11 protein-coding genes are annotated in these 16,285 nt (G+C 74.7%); 2 read left to right on the top strand and 9 right to left on the bottom strand.

Annotated features, from left to right (window positions below):
- Position 1 precedes the first annotated feature (1 nt).
- Complete coding sequence (locus ABZ272_RS01545) at positions 2–7,942, bottom strand: beta-ketoacyl synthase N-terminal-like domain-containing protein (protein ID WP_355047924.1); 7,941 nt, start codon at positions 7,940–7,942, stop codon at positions 2–4.
- 101 nt (positions 7,943–8,043) lie between these two features.
- Between ABZ272_RS01545 and ABZ272_RS01540 the strand changes: the two genes are divergently transcribed.
- Positions 8,044–8,841, top strand: coding sequence for an alpha/beta fold hydrolase (locus ABZ272_RS01540; protein ID WP_355047923.1), 798 nt, complete (start codon positions 8,044–8,046; stop codon positions 8,839–8,841).
- On the opposite strand, the gene ABZ272_RS01535 is transcribed toward ABZ272_RS01540, so the two are convergent.
- Genes ABZ272_RS01535 through ABZ272_RS01505 form a run of 7 tightly spaced genes read right to left on the bottom strand, consistent with a single transcriptional unit; the run spans position 8,786 to position 14,222 of the window.
- Positions 8,786–9,757: a phosphatase PAP2 family protein gene (locus ABZ272_RS01535; protein ID WP_355047922.1), complete on the bottom strand. Its 972-nt coding sequence runs from the start codon at positions 9,755–9,757 to the stop codon at positions 8,786–8,788. The two genes, ABZ272_RS01540 and ABZ272_RS01535, sit on opposite strands and share 56 nt — an antisense overlap.
- A gap of 20 nt (positions 9,758–9,777) precedes the next feature.
- Complete coding sequence (locus ABZ272_RS01530; RefSeq protein ID WP_355047921.1) at positions 9,778–10,707, bottom strand: phytanoyl-CoA dioxygenase family protein; 930 nt, start codon at positions 10,705–10,707, stop codon at positions 9,778–9,780.
- A 10-nt stretch (positions 10,708–10,717) separates the two neighbouring features.
- Entirely contained in the window at positions 10,718–12,022 is a 1,305-nt protein-coding gene (locus tag ABZ272_RS01525) for a beta-ketoacyl-[acyl-carrier-protein] synthase family protein (protein WP_355047920.1), read from the bottom strand.
- A gap of 1 nt (position 12,023) precedes the next feature.
- A complete protein-coding gene (locus tag ABZ272_RS01520) occupies positions 12,024–12,581 on the bottom strand; it encodes a beta-ketoacyl synthase chain length factor (RefSeq protein ID WP_355047919.1) in 558 nt (185 codons plus the stop codon).
- Positions 12,578–13,693, bottom strand: coding sequence for a beta-ketoacyl synthase N-terminal-like domain-containing protein (locus ABZ272_RS01515; protein ID WP_355047918.1), 1,116 nt, complete (start codon positions 13,691–13,693; stop codon positions 12,578–12,580). Before ABZ272_RS01515 ends, ABZ272_RS01520 begins: the two co-directional genes overlap by 4 nt.
- On the bottom strand, positions 13,690–13,932 hold the full coding sequence (locus ABZ272_RS01510) for a hypothetical protein (RefSeq protein ID WP_355047917.1): 243 nt from the start codon (positions 13,930–13,932) through the stop codon (positions 13,690–13,692). Before ABZ272_RS01510 ends, ABZ272_RS01515 begins: the two co-directional genes overlap by 4 nt.
- Before the next feature lie 2 nt (positions 13,933–13,934).
- Complete coding sequence (locus tag ABZ272_RS01505) at positions 13,935–14,222, bottom strand: acyl carrier protein (RefSeq protein WP_355047916.1); 288 nt, start codon at positions 14,220–14,222, stop codon at positions 13,935–13,937.
- Positions 14,223–14,237: 15 nt separating this feature from the next.
- Here ABZ272_RS01505 and ABZ272_RS01500 point away from each other — a divergent pair, with 15 nt between their 5' ends.
- A complete protein-coding gene (locus ABZ272_RS01500) occupies positions 14,238–14,870 on the top strand; it encodes a 4'-phosphopantetheinyl transferase superfamily protein (RefSeq protein ID WP_355047915.1) in 633 nt (210 codons plus the stop codon).
- A gap of 43 nt (positions 14,871–14,913) precedes the next feature.
- On the opposite strand, the gene ABZ272_RS01495 is transcribed toward ABZ272_RS01500, so the two are convergent.
- Positions 14,914–16,227 (bottom strand): class I adenylate-forming enzyme family protein, encoded by a 1,314-nt coding sequence (locus tag ABZ272_RS01495; protein ID WP_355048244.1) that lies wholly within the window; start codon positions 16,225–16,227, stop codon positions 14,914–14,916.
- Positions 16,228–16,285 lie beyond the last annotated feature (58 nt).

The following is a 16,285-nucleotide window of genomic DNA, read 5'->3' as shown; positions in this document are numbered from 1 at the left end:
CTCAGCCCCCCTCCGCGAGCGCGGCCGACAGCCGCGCGATCAGTTCGTCCTCGGACATCGCCGCCAGGTCGTCGTCGGCGTCGTCGGGCACGCCGGTCGCCGTGGTGGCCGGCCCGATGGTCGCCGTGGTGCCCGGCGTGGTGGCGGGCGTGCCCGACCGGGCCGGAGCGGCGGCCGGATCGAGCAGCGCCAGCAGGTGATCGGTGAGCGCCGCCGCGTTGGGAAACTCGAACGTCAGCGTCGCCGGCAGGTCCACTCCCAGCGCGCGTTCCAACCAGCCGCGCAGGCTCAGCGACATCACCGAGTCCATGCCGAGGTCGAAGAATCCCTGGTGGGCCAGCACGTCCACTCCGGACGCCTCGCCCAGCACCTCGGCCACCGCGTCGAGCACCGCCTCCAACAGGCGCTCGGCCCGCTGCTCGGCCGGCAGCGCCAGCACGACGGCGGCCAGCGGCGCGACCGGCGGCCCGGCCTCCTGGGATCGGCCGTCGCGCGCCACGGACTCGACGCCCACCTCGGCCAGGAACGCGCGGTCGGCCCGCTCCCGGCACACCCGCGCGTACCGGGGCGCGTCCACGTCCGCCACCGTGAACTGGGTCAGACCCGCCCGGAGCGCCATCTCGAAGGCCTCGCCCACCTCCGCGCCGGCCAGCGGCCGCAGACCGCTGTCGACCATCACCATCCGATCCCGGCGGGACAGCTCGGCCGGGTCGTCGACGGGCATGAACCGCACCACCTGGACGGGTAGACCGGCCTGCTCCCGCGCCGTGGTCACCGCGTCGACCGCGCCCTCGGCGGCGGCCCGCGCGGCCATTCCGGTGGCCCCCCAGACCGCGGCCGCCGCGCCGGTCACGCAGAACAGCGGCGGCGCGAGGTCACGGGTCGCCAGGTCCAGCCGGTGTACGACCTCAGCCCAGCGCACGGCCGACGCCACCGCGCCCTCGTCGAGGGTGTCGAGAGGGGCGGCCGGCGCGGGCATCCCGACCAGCAGCACGCCACCGAGCGGGGCGCCCAACGCGTCCGTCGTCAGGTCGGCCGCGAGATCGGCCGCGCGGTCTGCCGCCGATCGTTCGTCCGCCCTACGGTCCGCCGCCGCGAGGTCGATCCGTCGCACCTCCACGCCGGCCGCTGCCAGCTCGGTGAGCCGTACGTTCCCCGGGGACGCGCCGTCGGACGGGGTGGCGTCGAGCGGGGTCGCGTCGAGCGGAGTGGCTTCCCCGACGATCAGCCGACGCAGGCCACGGCGTACGAGCACGTCCACGAACGGTCGGCTGGCCGGGTGCAGCGCGTCGGTCACCAGGTACCAGGCGTCCGGATCACAGTCGAACTCGGGCAGCGCGGTCGGCAGCGGGTCCGCCGTGGACAACCGTCCGGCGTACCAGGCTCCTTCGCGCAGGAGCAGCTCGTCCTCGGCCGGGTCGGTCGCGGGCCCACGCGGCGCCGTCAGCGCACCGGCGAGTCCGGCAGCGTCGCCGGGAGTCCAGCCGGCGTCCCGCTGGCCCGGCTCGTCGTCTGCCGGGTCCGCCTCGTCGTCCGCCGGAGGCGGCGCGGTGCCGAGCAGGCACGGGTCGACATCGACCAGACCGCCCCACCCGGGCGCGGCCTCCATGGCGAGCACCCGCCCGGCCGCCCACACCGCCGCCTGCGCCGGGTCCGCCTCGCCGGCGCCGGTCGGCTGGTACGCCCCGGCGGTGACGACGCGCAACCGCCCGGGCGGCACGTCGAGTCCGGCGCGAAGCTGACGGGCTGCCCGCACGACACCCGCTACCAGGACCTCGACCGGCACACTGCCGGGTGCGGCCGCCGCGACCAGCACGATCCCGTGGTCCGGCGAAACATCGGCCCACGGCGGCAGGTCGCCCTGCCCCACGCCGGCGGTCGGCCTACCTCCCCGGTCGTCGTCGGGGCCCGAGCCGGCGGACGGTGGCCGCCAGGTCACCTCGACGCCGGCCAGCCGCAGACCGTCGACCACCCGCTGACCCGCCTCGACGGACGCGCCCGTGAGCGGCACGACGAGCCACCGCCCGGCCGCCGCCTCCGGGGCGGGCGGCAGGACGCGACGCCAGCGGACGGTGAACGTCCGCGCGGCGCAGCGTTCCCGGACGTCGTCGGGCAGGGCGACACCGACGGTTCCGCCGGCCGCCACCTCGGGCACGACGTTCAAAGTGGCGGTGGCAGCCGGCACAGTCGCGACGGCCGGCGTCGTGGTCGCGGAGGCCGACCGCACCGCGACGGGTGTCGAACCGGTAGTCGGGTCCGACGTGTCCGCCCAGTGCCGGCGTCGCTGCCACGGGTAGCGCGGCAGCACCGCCCGGTACGGTCGATGGCCGAACAGCCTCTCCCACTGGATGCCGACGCCGACCACGTGGAGCTGGGCGACGACGTCGAGGAATCCCTCCGGACGGCCCAGATCCGCTCCGACCGCCAGGAGGCTCGCCTCCCCACCCGCGGCGACGGCCGCGGCGTCCGACCCGCCGTCGACCGCGAGCCACACCCGCTCCCCCGCCGCCGCGAGCGACGCGGCCAGCGCGTCCCAGCCCGACGCCGGTGACCGCGCGGGCACCGGGTGCGGCCCGGACACCGGCCCGCCCGCCGAGGCCAGCCACAGCACGGGCGCCGAGGGGTTGTCGGTGGGTGCCGCCACGGTGACGGTCGTGCCGTCGAGCGCCGCGCCGATCGCCCGCTCCCGGTCGAGCGCACCCGCCGCGCACGCCGCCGCCAACTCACCGACGCCACGTCCGACGACCGCGTCGGGCCGTACCCCGTACGCCTCCCAAACGGCGGTGAGCGCGAGTTGGACGGCCAGCACGGCGGCCGGCTCGCCGCGATCCGCTTCGCCGGCGGTCAGCGCCGTGCGCAGCGCGCCGCTGTCGTCGAGCGCGTCCAAGGTGGCCCGGAAGGCGGGCTCGTCGCGATCGAGGGCACGCCAATCGACCGGCGCGCGGTCCCCGTAGACGAGGACCAGGCGCTCGGCCTCGTCAGACGCCGCGCCCTGGTGCGCGCCGTCGCCGCCGGACAGCCCGGCGGCGAGGTCGGCGATCCCGCGACCGACCACCGCCAGCCGGTGCTCCAGGTGAGCGCGGCGGGTCGCCGCGGTGTGGCAGATGTCGGCGATGTCCTCGCCGGCCCGCGCGGACAGCACGTCGGCGAAGCTCTCCCGCGCGGCGGCCAGGGCGCTGTCTCCGGCGGCCGACAGGACCAGGAGGTGAGCCCGGCCGGAAATGATCGCGCCGGCCCCGGACGACGCGGCGACGCCCGGTGTCCGGTGCCCGTTCTGCGACGCCGGGGTCGCTGGCCCGCTGAGCACCACGTGGGCGTTGGTCCCGGTGAATCCGAACGCGCTCACCCCGGCGACCCGGGGCCGCCCGCCGGTGGCCGGCCACGCCGTCGTGGACGTGGTGATCCGGACCGGCAGCCGCGCCCAGTCCACCTGCGGAGTGGGGCGGGTGACGTGCAGGTGCGCGGGCAGTTCGCCGTGTCGCAGCGCCAGCGCGGTCTTGATCAGCCCGGCGATACCGGCGGCCGCCTCCAGGTGACCGATGTTGGTCTTGACGGACCCGACCAGCAGCGGCCGGTCCGGCTGCCGCCCGCCGCCGAGCGCACGCGCCATCGCCCGCAGCTCCACGGCGTCGCCGAGCACCGTGCCGGTGCCGTGCGCCTCCAGGTAGTCCACGTCCGACGCGGCGACGCCACCGGCGGCGAGCGCCGTGCGGATCAGCTCCTCCTGTGCCTCGCCGCCGGGCACGGTCAGGCCGCCACTCGCGCCGTTGTGGTTGACCGCGCTGCCCCGGATCACGGCGTAGACCCGGTCACCGTCGCGCTCGGCCTGCGCGAGTGTCTTGAGCACCACCACGCCGGCGCCCTCACCGCGCCCGTAGCCGTCGGCGCTGGCGTCGAACGTCTTGCAGCGACCGTCGGTGGACAGCGCGCCCGCGGCCGACATGGCCAGGTGCACGGTGGGCCGGACCATCACGTTCACCCCGCCGGCGAGCGCGACGTCGGCCTCCCCGGCGCGCAGGCTCTGCACGGCCAGGTGCACCGCGACCAGCGACGACGAGCAGGCCGTGTCGATCGCCAGGCTGGGGCCGCGAACGTCCAGGAAGTACGACAACCGGCCGGCCGTGCCGCTGAAGGAGTTGCCCGTGCCGTAGTAGAGGTCGACGTCGCGGGCTCGCCGGGTGAGCAGTTGCTGGTAGTCGGTGGTGTTCATGCCGACGAAGACGCCGACCCGGGCGGATCGCCGGTGCTCCCGCGTGACCCCGGCGTCCTCGAGCGCTTCCCAGGCCACCTCCAGGAAGAGGCGCTGCTGCGGGTCCATGGCCCGGGCCTCCCGGGCCGAGATCCGGAAGAACGCGTTGTCGAACAGGTCGACCCGGTCCAGGAAGCCGCCACGGCGGGTGACCACGGTGCCGGGGGCGCCGGGCCCGGCGCCGAGCAGCGCCTCGGCGTCCCACCGGTCCGCCGGCACGTCGCCGGTGGCGTCGACCCCGTCGGACAGCAGCCGCCAGAACTGCTCGGGACCGTCGGCCCGCGGCAGCCGGCAACCGATGCCCACGATGGCCACCGGCTCGGCCGCCCCGCGTACGACCGGCTCGGCCGGCCCGCGTACGACCGGCGCGACCGGAACAGCCACCGGCGGGGCGGTCGGCGGTGGCGCAGCCGGGCGGGGCGGCTCCGTTGGTTCGGCGGGAGGTGGCGGCCCGGCCGGGAGCGCCTCGGCGACGAGGTGGTCGGTGAGGGCGTCGATGGTCGGGTGCTCGATGCCGACGGCAGCCCCGAGGGCGGTGCCCAGCTCGCGTTCGAGCCGGCTGACGAGCGCGACCAGGGCGAGCGAGTCCATGCCCAGCTCGAAGAAGCCGCGACCGCGTGCCAGACGGCGGCCGGGCTCGTACCCGAGGGCCTCGGCGACGGCATCGTTGACCAGGGCGGCCATCCGCTCCCGCTCCCCGGGAGTGCGAGCGCGGGCGCCGGCCCCGTTGGTGGCTGCGCGGTCGCCGATGCCGCTCCCGCCACCGCCGGCACCCGCGCCCGCGGCACCCGTACCGCCGACGGTCGCGCCGTTGGCCGCCGCACCGCCGACCGCCTCGCCACCCTGGCCACCGCCGCCGTTGGGCGCGGTGGTCGTCGGCACGCCGACCCCGGCCAGCGTCTGCACGACGGTGCCGTCCGGCGCGATGAGGCGTACCTCGGCCCGCAGCTCGCCCAGCGCCACGCCCGCGACGCCAGGGGCACCCTGCGCGGAGCCGACGGAGCCTCCCCGCACCGCCGGCGGCGACGCCGGGGCCACGGACTCGGGGGTCGGCAGCCAGTACCGCTCCTCGGAGAGCCGGACCGGCGGCAGCGGCAGGTACCGCCGCCCCTCGCCGTGCACCGCCGCCCAGTCCACCGCGACGCCGGCGGTGTACGCCTCGGCGAGGGCCCGGGTCAGGGTCTCCACCGGCGGACGGCCCCGCACCAGGCTGCCGATCGCCGCCCCCCGACGGGAGCGGGCCACGAGTGACGCCGCCAGCGGCCCGGTCAGGACCGGATGCGGACCCAGCTCCACGAAGACCGCCGGCCGCCGGGACAGCAGCCGGTCGATCGCCGGCCAGAACAGCACGGGTTCGCGCACGTTACGGCCCCAGTAGGCCGGCCCGAACTCCGGCACGACGCCGGTCGGGTCGACGCTGGACAGCATCGGCAAGCGCGGCTCGGCGAATGTCAGCCCGTCGAGTCGGCGCTCCAACTCGTCGCCGTACGCCGAGACCGCCGGGCTGTGGAACGCGTAGTCGCCGGCCAGCGGCACGCACCGCACCCCGGCGGCGGTCAGGTCGGCCAGCAGCCGGTCCACGGCGGCCGCCGGGCCGGCGACCACGACCGAGCGAGGCCCGTTGACCGCGGCGATCACCACCTCGGCGTACCTCTCGATGGCGGCGGTGACCTCGTCGGCGGACAGCGCGATGGCGGCCATCCGTCCGCTGCCGGACGCCGGCTGCAACAGCTCTCCCCGCAGCACGATGACCCGCAGCGCGTCCTCCAGCGCCAGCGCGCCGGCCGCGCAGGCCGCGGCGACCTCCCCCATGCTGTGGCCGACCACCGAGTCCGGCGGAACACCCCACCGGGCCCAGAGCCGGGAGAGCCCGATCTGGATGGCGAAGATCGCCGGTTGGGCGAACCGGGTCTCGGACAACCGGCTGCCGGTGCGGCGACCCAGCTCCTCCAGCAGCGACCACCCGGCGATCCGCCGGGTCAACGCGTCGCACTCGTCGAGCGTGTCGCGCATCGTCGGGTCGGCGCGGTAGAGGTCGAGGCCCATGCCGGGGTACTGCGAGCCCTGGCCGGAGAACACCTGCACCACGTACGCCGGACCGTCGTGCAGCAGTTCGCCGCTCACCGCGCTGGCGGACCTCTCGCCGGCCTGGTGAGCGGTTAACGCGCCGCGCAGGTCGGCGGCGCTCGCGCCGGTCACGGCGAGCCGGTGCGTGTGGTGACTGCGCCGGGCGCCGGTGCTGAACAACAGGTCGCCGAGCTGGTCGGGCTCCGCCGTCGGGAGGTCGTCGAGCAGTGCCGCGTGCCGGGTGACCTGGTCGGCCAGGGCCGACTCGGAGGGGCCGGACAGCACCAGCACCGGCCACGACACGGGCGGCGACGGCTGCGCGGCGCGCTCCTTCGCGGGCGCGGCGAGCACGACGTGCACGTTGCTGCCGGACAGACCGAACGCGCTGACGCCGGTGAGGCGGTGGGGTGCGTGGGGCAACGCCGTGCGGGTGGTGGGGACCGCCAACCCGGAATCGGACCAGCCGAACCGTGGCGTCGGCTGCGCCAGCTTGATCTGCGGCGGCACCACCCCGGTACGCGCGACCAGCAGGCCCTTGAGCAGGCCGAGAATGCCGGCGGCGGAGTCGAGGTGGCCGAAGTTGGCCTTGTGCGAGCCGACGAGCAGCGGGCGCTCCGGAGCACGTTCGGGACCGAAGACCGCCGCCAGAGCGCTGAGCTCGATCGGGTCACCCAGCGGTGTGCCGGTGCTGTGGGCCTCGACGTATCCGATGTCGGCGGGCGACACGTCGGCGTCGCGGAGCGCGTCGCGCAGCAACTGTTCCTGGGCCAGGGCGCTGGGCGCGGTCAGGCCGGCGCTGCGGCCGTCGTGGTTCGTCGCGCTTCCCTTGATCACGCCCCAGATCCGGTCGCCGTCGGCGACCGCGTCCGCGTACCTCTTGAGGACGACGACCGCGCCGCCCTCGCCGCGCACCACGCCGTCGGCGTCCGCGTCGAACGGGCGGCACAGCCCCTGCGGTGACAGCGCCTGAATGCGTCGCATGTAGAGGGTCAGCTCCGGACCGACCATCAGGTTGACCCCACCGGCCAGCGCGGTGTCGCAGTCGCCCGCCGCCAGGGCACGCGCGGCGAGGTGCACCGCCAGCAGCGACGACGCGCAGGCGGCGGTCAGGGTCATGCACGGCCCGTTCAGACCGAACGTGTACGCCACCCGGCCGGACCCGAAGCTGAACTCCTTGCCGCTGGCGTAGTGCGCGCCCACGTGGTCGACGCCGAGGGTGCGGGCGTGCAGGACGGCGTAGTCCATCGCCAGGATGCCGAAGTAGACCCCGGTGTTGCTGCCCTCCCAGGCGGACAGCGGCACGCCGCTGTGCTCCATGGCACGCCAGGCGAGCGTCAGCAGAAGCCGCTGCTGCGGGTCCATCTCGCGTGCCTCGTGGGGCGAGACACCGAAGAACTCGGCGTCGAACAGGTCGATGTCGGGCAGGAACCCGCCGGTGCCGACCGTTTCGAGCGAGGCGGCGCCGGGCCGGCCGGCCGGTACGCGGCCGGTGACGTCGCGCCCCTCGTCCAGGACGCGCCACAGCGAGTCGAGGTCGTCCACTCCACCGGGGAACCGGCAACCGACGCCTACCACCGCGATGTCGGTGGCACCTGCCCTGGCGGCTGAGCGACGGTCGCGGCGCATCCCCACGGCACCCCCCACGCGCATCCGTTCGGTGAACTGTAGCGGCCATTCCCCGCCTGATGATTTCCCTGTACGTTGAAGTACATCGGACGAGAAGCGAGATGTCAATGCTGATAGATCACGTCCTGGTTGCCGAAGAAACACGGGAGAACGGCCGTTCGGGCCCGCCGTCGTTGACGGTGTTCGGCTTTCCGGCCGCGGGCGGCTCGGCGTCGCATTTCACCAGGTGGAGCCGGTGGCTGCCGGCCGGGGTGGTCGTCGAGCCGGTGGAGCTGCCCGGCCACGGCACCCGCCGGCAGGAGCCGGCCATCGACGACTGGCCCCGGCTGGTGACCGCCGCGTGCGACGCGGTGCGCGACCGCCTGTCGGGTCCGTACGCCCTGGCCGGGCAGAGCTTCGGCGCGCTGCTGGCGTACGAGGTGGCCGCGACGCTGCCGCGCACCGGCCCGGGCCCCGAACTGGTGATCGTCGCGGGACGCAACGGACCCGCCGCCGGTCTCGCCCACCGCCCCCTGCACGCGTTGGACGACGACCGGCTGATCGAGTCGCTGGGACGTCTCGGCGGCACCCCGGCCGAGGTCCTCGCCGAACCGGCGCTGATGCGGCTCGCCCTGCCGGTGCTGCGGACCGACCTGCGGCTGGCGGAGACCTACGCCCGCCCACCCCGGGCGGCGTTGGGGTGTCCGATCGCCGCCCTGGTGGGCCGCCACGATCGGATGGCCGACGCGGCGGGGGCGCTGGCCTGGCAGCAGGAGACGACGCAACGCTTCGACCTGACCGTCGTGGACGGCGGGCACTTCATCCTCGACCATCCGCAGGTCGTCGACGTGGTCACGGGGCGAATCACCGAGCTGGTTCGGCGGGTGGATCGATCCGGGGCCGGTACCACCAGCGGTTGACCCGCCCGGCCACCACCACGGCCAGCACCGCGAGAGCTGTCCCGGCCAGCAGATCGACGGCGTAGTGCTTGCGCAGGTACAGCGTGGACAGCACCAGACCCAGGCCGATCGGCAGGTACCACCAGAACAGCCGCCGGGCGTCGCGCCACAGGTACACCATCAGCACCACCGTCATGGCGGTGTGCAGGCTGGGAAAGAGATCCCGCGCCGGACCCTGGACGGCGGTGATGGCGTCCAGCGCGCCGCCGATCGATCCCTCGTGACCGGGGAGCGGGTCGGCGTAGACGTCGGTCTGGTAGATGTGCGGACCCACCCCCGGCACCAGCACGTAGCCGGCGTAGCCGACCACCGCCGTGATCGAGATCGCGAGCGCGAAGTCGTGGTACTCGCGCGCATGACCCCGCACGTACGAGGAGATGGCGTACGCCGCCTGGGACAGGCCGTAGCTCAGGTAGCAGATCGCCATGAACAGCGTCAACGCGGGTGAGCCGAGGGTGTCGTTGAGCCAACGGCTGACGTCGCCGCCGAAGACCGTGCGGTCGAACTCGATCAACGCGGGGTCGACGAGGGGGAAGTCGAGTTCCGGGGTGATGTCGCGCAGACTCGAGTAGATCACCAGGCAGGACAGGAACGGCACCGCCGTCCTGGCCACCCCGCCGGCGAGCCGGGCCAGCCTCGCCGGACCGCCCGCCGGCACCGCCGCGCCGGACGCGGCGGTACGCCTGCGCCGCGACAGCGCGAACCCGGCGATCGACGCGCCGACCAGCACGGCCGACGCGGCGATCAGCGCCCAGGAGACCGCGCCCGTGACAAGGGCGAGCCCGGCGACGAGCGTGAGGGCCACCGCGAAGAGGCACTCCTCGGGCCACAGCAGCGGATCGCGCCGGCTGTCGCCCCGGTCCCGTGCGACTGCCACGGGCCGGGGCGTGCCAACGGTCATGCCGTCTCGCTCTGGGGGGTCGAGGAGCGCCAGAGAACCGGACAGTACTGCGGGTCGCTGTAGTCGGGCAGACCCGCCTCGTCACGGCGTACCAGGGAATCGTGGTTGTAGACGACGAGGTCGCCGTCGGAGCGGTGGAACCGTCGGTAGCGGTTGTCGCCGTCCTGCAGGTGCAGGGAGATGGCGCGCCGGGGGCGCGGACTCCGGTTGGCCCCACTGCCGTGGTACGTACGGCAGTGGTGGAAGCTCATGTGGCCCTTGGGGATGCGCATCGGGATCTTGTTGACCTGCGCGCCGTTGTACTCGGCGTTGTTGACGAGCAGATCCTCCAGCTCGGAACGGTCGCGCTCGGCGAAGTGCCTCGTGGTCTTGTCGTCGCCGCCGACCTCCTTCCAGGTGTGGCTGCCGTCGACCATCGTGATCGTGCCCATCTCCTCGGTGCACTCGTGCATCGGGATGAAGGCGGTCAGCATCCGCTCGGAGGTGCAGGTCTGCCAGTAGTGACGGTCGAAGTGCCAGGGCACGATGTTGGTCGGCTCGCCGGGGCTCGGCGGCTTGAGGATCAAGGTGCTCTGGAACACCCGGATCTCGGCCGCCTCCGCCAGCCGCGCCGCGACCGCGCCGATGATCGGCTTGCGCAGGATCGCGGCGACCTCGTCGCTCTCGTAGTGCACGTAGTCGTTGTGTCGCTGCACGTCGCCGTGTTCCGGCTCCCAGTAGGCCAGCTTCGCCGGCCGCCGGGGCAACCGCCGGTCGCGGTGACCCGCGTAGAACCGCTCGCTGGCCTCGACGAGCGTGTCCACCTCGTCGTCGGTGAGCAGCTTCTGGCTGAGGTACCAGCCCCGCTCGGCGTACGACCGGACGTCCTCGTCGGTGGGCAGCGCGGCCCGCTCCTCGTCGGTCAGCGTGAATTCCGTCGTTGTCATCGCGCTCCTCTCATCGTTGATCCGTGGTGATGACCGCCGCCGCCGGGTCCGCCTCCCGGACCCGCGCCGTGGAGGGCGGGCCGAACATCAGGCTGACGTTGTGTCCGCCGAACGCGAAGGAGTTGGACAGGACCGCGCGGGGCCGGACCGGACGCGCCTGACCCCGCACGTGGTCGAGGTCGCAGGCCGGGTCCGGATCGTCCAGGTTGTTGGTCGGCGGCAACATCCCGTAGGTGACCGCCAAGGCCGTCGCTGCCGCCTCGACGGCTCCGGCGCTGCCCAGCAGGTGCCCGGTCACGCCCTTGGTGGAGCTGACCGCCGGGGCGTGCGTGCCGAATGCGCTGTGGACGGCGCGGGTCTCGGCCAGGTCGCCCCGCTTGGTGCTCGTGCCGTGGGCGTTGATGTAGTCGACGTCGGTGGGCGCGACGCCGGCGTCGGCGACCGCCCGGCGCATGCTCTGCGCGGCGCCGGCGCCGTCCGCCCGCGGCGACGTGGGGTGGAAGGCGTCGGTGGTGGCGCCCCACCCGATGATGTCGGCGTAGCCGGCAACCCCGCGCGCGTCCGCGTGCTCGGCGCGCTCGACGACCAGGATCCCGGCGCCCTCGCCGAGCACGAAGCCGTTGCGTCGCCGGTCGAACGGGCGGCTCGCCTGGGTCGGGTCGGACCAGCCGGTCGCGAGCGCCCGCGCGTTGGCGAAGCCGGCGGTGCCGGTCGGCCCGAGCGGCGACTCCGCCCCGCCGCACACGACCACGTCCGCGTCGCCGGACCGGATGAGTCGCAGCGCCTCCGCCACGGCGTGCGCGCTGGCCGCGCAGGCGGTCGCGATGCACGAGCTGTAACCCTGGATGCCGTACCTGATGGCGATGCGGGCGGCGGCCATGTTGGGAAGGAAACCCGGATAGAGGTACGCGCTCACGGCGGTGCGGCCACGCTCCTCGCGGGCCTTGGCCTGCGCCTCGTACGTGGTGAGACCACCCGCGCCGCTGGAGACGACCACGGCGACCCGCAGTGGGTCGACGTCGCGGCCGACCTCCAGGCCGGCATCGCGCATGGCGTCGTCGGCGGCGGCCAGACCCATGATCAGGAACCGGTCGGCGGCCAGCACCTCGTTGGGCGGCAGCACGGTGGTGGGGTCGATGTCCGGGGCGATCCCGACCACCTCCGTCGCGGCGGCCGCGCCGTGCCCCTCGGGCGGGCGCACCAGCCCGGAACGCCCGTTGCAGATCGCCGCGAAGAAGTCCGTCACCCCCCGCCCGACGGGCGTCACCAGCCCCATACCGGTGATGGTGGCCGAGGGTCTGGTCGATCCGGTCATGTCAACCGCCTTGTCCGCCGCCGGTCGGCGGCCTGGTCATCTCGTGGTCCGGCGTGAGCAGCAGGGCCGTCGCGCCGGAGGGCTGGGCCGGGTCGGTGTCGTGCTCGACGACGATCACCAGCGCCTCCGCCGCGTCCCCGTCGGCGAACAGGCCCTCCGCCACCGCGCGGCCCTCACTGAAGGGATCGCCGCTCGGGCTGAGCGACACGACCGGTCCGGTCAGGGCCCACTCGGTGGCGACGTGGCCGAGGACCGAGTTCGGCACCGATTGGAAGAAGTACATCGGCGACACCCGCCGGCCCCCGTCCACCTCGCCGGCGATGGCCGCCGCGGTGGCCTGGTCGGCGTACGCGCTGACCAGGACGACGGCGGTCGGCCCGACGGCACCAGCGCCGGCACGCCGTTGCAGGCAGCGGCCGGCGACGGCCACGACGAGCGGGGGGAACGGCGAGGCGACGAACCCCCGGACCGCGGGTGGCCGGCCGGCGTCGCCGGGCTCGGGCCACGCCGCGCGGGCCAGCTCACGGACCGCGCCTCCGGCGGTGTCGAGGCCCGTCACACCGCCCCCAGCACCAGAGCGGTATTGGCGCCACCGAAGGCGAAGTTGCAGCTCAGGGCGTACCGGCCCACCATCGGGCCGGGCTCGCGCACCACCCGTACCGGGCACTGCGGGTCCGCCTCGGTGAAGCCGGCGTTGACCGGCAACCGGCCGGCGTCGAGAGCCAGCGCGGTGACCGCGAACTCCAGCAGGCCGGACGCCTCCAGGGCGTGCCCGTGCACGGACTTGGTCGAGCTCACCGCCACCGACTCGGCCGCCGCGCCGAGGCCGACGCGCAACGCGCTGCTCTCGGACGCATCGGCACGTGTCGTGCCGGTGCCGTTGGCGTTGACGTACGCCAACTCCTGCGGCGTCACGCCGGCCCGGGCCAGGCCGGCGCGGATGGCCGACGCCATCCCGGCGCCACCCGGATCGGGCTGGCAGACGTGGTAGGCGTCGCCGGCCCGGGCCCAGCCGGCCAGCCGGGACCGCACCCGGCCGCCCCGCCCCTGGGCGGCGGCCGCCGACTCCAGCACCACGGCGACGACCGCGTCGCCCAGCAGCATGCCGCGCCGGCCGTTGCTGAACGGGCGGACGGCGCCGTCGTCAGACAGGGCCCGACCGGCGTCGAAGAGGGCCTGGTGGTCGGCGTCGACGAGGAAGCCCCCGGCGACCACGGCCCGCTCGCACCGACCCCGGGCGATCATCGAGGCGGCCTCGGCCAGCGCGGTGCTGCCCGCCACACACGCCGACGTGTAGACCCGCGCGATGCCGCCGAGCCCGCTTCGCCGCGCCACGGTGGCGGCCAGCGCGGCCGGCCCGTTGCCCGATCCTCCGGCGCGGACGACGCTGGTGCCCGTGCCGGTGGCGAAGTACAGCGGGCAATCGCCGCGCCGGTGAGCCAACCCGGCGTCGTCGCAGGCGTCCGCCACGACGGCGACCACCTCGGCGGCCAGGTCGCCGGTGTCGGCGAGGGTGGCCGCCGCTCGTACCCGGCTACGGCCCGGGTCGAAGCGACGGACCTCGCCGAACGCGGACTTCCCGGCCAGCACCGCTGCCAGCAGCGGCGCGGGGCCGCGGCCGTGGGCCGTCAGGAGGCCCAGTCCGGTGACCACGACAGTCGAGCGGGTCACTCCGACTCCGCCGCCGACAGGGTAAGACGACTGAGGATCTCCGCCGCACCGGTCACCGTGGACATGGCCGCCAGCTCGTCGTCGTCCAGGTCGAGGTCGAGGCCGTAGCGCCGCTCTATCTCGTAGACCAGCCGGGCGAGCTCCAGCGAGTCGATGCGCTCACGCGAGGCGTCGACGCTCCGGTAGCCCACGTCGGCGAGGATCGACAGGATCTCGTCGCGGCGATCGCTGTCGCCCACCGTCACTCCGCCGAGGTGGCCGGTGCGACGGGGGCGCTCCGCGCCGGTTCCGCGCGCCCGGCCACCTCGGCGGCGAACCGGTCGAGCGAGTAGTCGGCCAGCTTCTCCAACTCCTCGTCGGTGAACTTGACGCCGAAGGTGTCCTCGACGCGGACGGCGAGTTCGGCGACGGCCAGCGACTCCAGGTCGAGCCCGGCGGGACCGAGCACCGTGTCGCCGGTGACGTCATCGACGTCGTAGTTCATCTGGGCCAGGGCATCGACGATGGACTGGCGAACCTCATCTGACATTGCTTGACTCCTCCCATGGAATGGGTCGTGGTGCGGATTGCGACGATCACCGGCGACCCCAGGGGCCGGGCGTCGGAGCATCTGGTCGGCACCGCTGCCGACCTGCTCGGCGTGCCGGCCGCCGACGTTGGCGTGGCACGGGACCAGACCGGCCGGCCGAGGCTCACCGGCGCGGCGCGCGGGCTGCACGCGAGCATCAGCCACGGTCGCGGTGTGGTGGCGGTGGCCGTCTCCGCGATGACTCCGGTCGGTGTGGACGTCGAGCGCGAACGCGCGCTACCCGGCGCGGCGTTGGCCCGGCGCTGGATGGCGCCGGCCGACGCCGACTGGCTGACCGACCAGCCGGGGCCGCTGCACACCAGCGCGTTCCTCTGGCTGTGGACCCAGAAGGAGGCCATCGGCAAGGCACGCGGCACCGGCCTGCGCGGCGGCGGCCTGCGGCAGCCGCTGGTGCTGCCGACCGTCTGGCCGGACCCGCCGGGGTCACTGCCGTTGCGCCCCGTGCCCGGCAGCCGGGCGGGTGTGGCCTGCGGCACCCTCCCGGAGGGCCTGGTGCTGGCCGTCGCCGGCCAGGACCGACCGGGCCAGGGTGACACCGGCGGCGGCATCCGGCTGCTCATCGGCCCACCGGAGGCGCCCGTGTCATGACGGCCGGTCGACGTCCGCGCCACCCACGTCCCGTCTCGGGGCATCATGACGACGTCGGCTCGGCCGACGCGCGGCGCAGCACGGCCACGTCGCGCACCAGCTTGCCGCTGGACGTGCGCGGCAGCCGTTCCAGGATCTGCCACCGCAACGGCCGCTTGTACGGGGCCAGGACATCCTCCAACGCGGCGTCCAGCTCACGGCCGGTCAACGGCTGGTCGACGGCCGTGTACGCCTCGATGGCGCCGCCGTCGAACGTCACGACCGCCTCGGTGACGCCGGGCAGGTCGAGGATGGCCTGTTCGACTTCGGTGAGGTCGACCTTGAGACCCCCGATGGACACCTGCGAGTCGAGGCGACCGCGGATCGTGACGAGCCCCGTGGCGGGGTCGAGTGTGGCGGCGTCACGGGTGCGCAGCCAGCCGTCGGACCAGCGGCTCTCGTCGACGAGCCCCACGTACGGCGTGACGGGCCGGCGGACCTGGAGCTCACCGTCGACGACCCGGACGTCGATTCCGGGCGCCGGGCGCACCCCGGGCCGGTGCGCGCCGAACAGGTCGGTGGCGATGACGCCGACCTCGGTCATCCCGTACATGTTGCCCAACACGGTGTCGTAGCACTCCGCGAAGCGCTCGGGAACGCCGGGCCGGACCAGCTCGCCCGCCGTGGTCATCCGTACGAACTGCGGCAACGGCCCGGCGGGACGGCCGGCCATCAGCATCTCGAGATGGACGGGCACGCCGATCACCGTGGTCGGCGTGGAGTCCCCCGCGATGACGCCCAGCACGCCGCCCACCGTCATCCGCTCGGGCAGCGTGAGCGTGACGCGGGCGTGCAGGGCGTAGAGCAGGCCGCCGACCAGACCGAGCACGTGCGCCATCGACGCGAGCAGCACGAGCCGCTCGCCAGGCTGGGGCACGCCGTCGGTCAGCGTGTAGCGCTCGATCTCGGCGACGAGGTCGTCGACGGTGCGGCCGATGACCTTCGACGGGCCGGTGGACCCGGAGCTCAGCTGGATGAGGGCGTGCGGCGTCGACGCCGGCCGGCCGGCCGGGCGCGCGATGACCGTCTCGTCGACGGTCACGAAGCCGCGCAGGGGCGGGAGCACGGCGTCGGCGGGTTGGACGAGGAACTGCGCGCCGACGCGTTCGAGCGCCCGCTCGACCTCGCCGCGCGACAGTCGGTGGTCGAGCAGCGTCACCTGGGCCCCGATCCGCCAGGCGGCGAGCAGGTTGGCCACGTACGCCAGCGAGGAGGGCAGTCGCAGCGCTATCGCGCCGCCCGGACGCAGCCCGGCGTCGGTGAGCCGGGCCTGCCGGGAGGTCACCTCGGCGCGCAGCTGCGCCCGCGTGATCGGCATGCCGAGGACGAGGCAGATCTCGTTGCCGGGCCCGGCGAGCAGGACGTCGTCGACCCAG

This window comes from Micromonospora sp. NPDC005979 (genome assembly GCF_040614415.1).
Lineage (GTDB): Bacteria > Actinomycetota > Actinomycetes > Mycobacteriales > Micromonosporaceae > Micromonospora.
The sequence above is the reverse complement of the archived record's forward strand: the minus strand, read 5'-3'. Positions and strand labels throughout refer to the sequence as shown.

Coding starts and splice junctions, on each gene's coding strand:
- ABZ272_RS01545 (WP_355047924.1), bottom strand. CDS start 7,942: ATGCGCCGCGACCGTCGCTCAGCCGCCAGGGCAGGTGCCACCGACATC.
- ABZ272_RS01540 (WP_355047923.1), top strand. CDS start 8,044: ATGTCAATGCTGATAGATCACGTCCTGGTTGCCGAAGAAACACGGGAG.
- ABZ272_RS01530 (WP_355047921.1), bottom strand. CDS start 10,707: ATGACAACGACGGAATTCACGCTGACCGACGAGGAGCGGGCCGCGCTG.
- ABZ272_RS01525 (WP_355047920.1), bottom strand. CDS start 12,022: ATGACCGGATCGACCAGACCCTCGGCCACCATCACCGGTATGGGGCTG.
- ABZ272_RS01505 (WP_355047916.1), bottom strand. CDS start 14,222: ATGTCAGATGAGGTTCGCCAGTCCATCGTCGATGCCCTGGCCCAGATG.
- ABZ272_RS01500 (WP_355047915.1), top strand. CDS start 14,238: ATGGAATGGGTCGTGGTGCGGATTGCGACGATCACCGGCGACCCCAGG.
- ABZ272_RS01495 (WP_355048244.1), bottom strand. CDS start 16,227: ATGCCGATCACGCGGGCGCAGCTGCGCGCCGAGGTGACCTCCCGGCAG.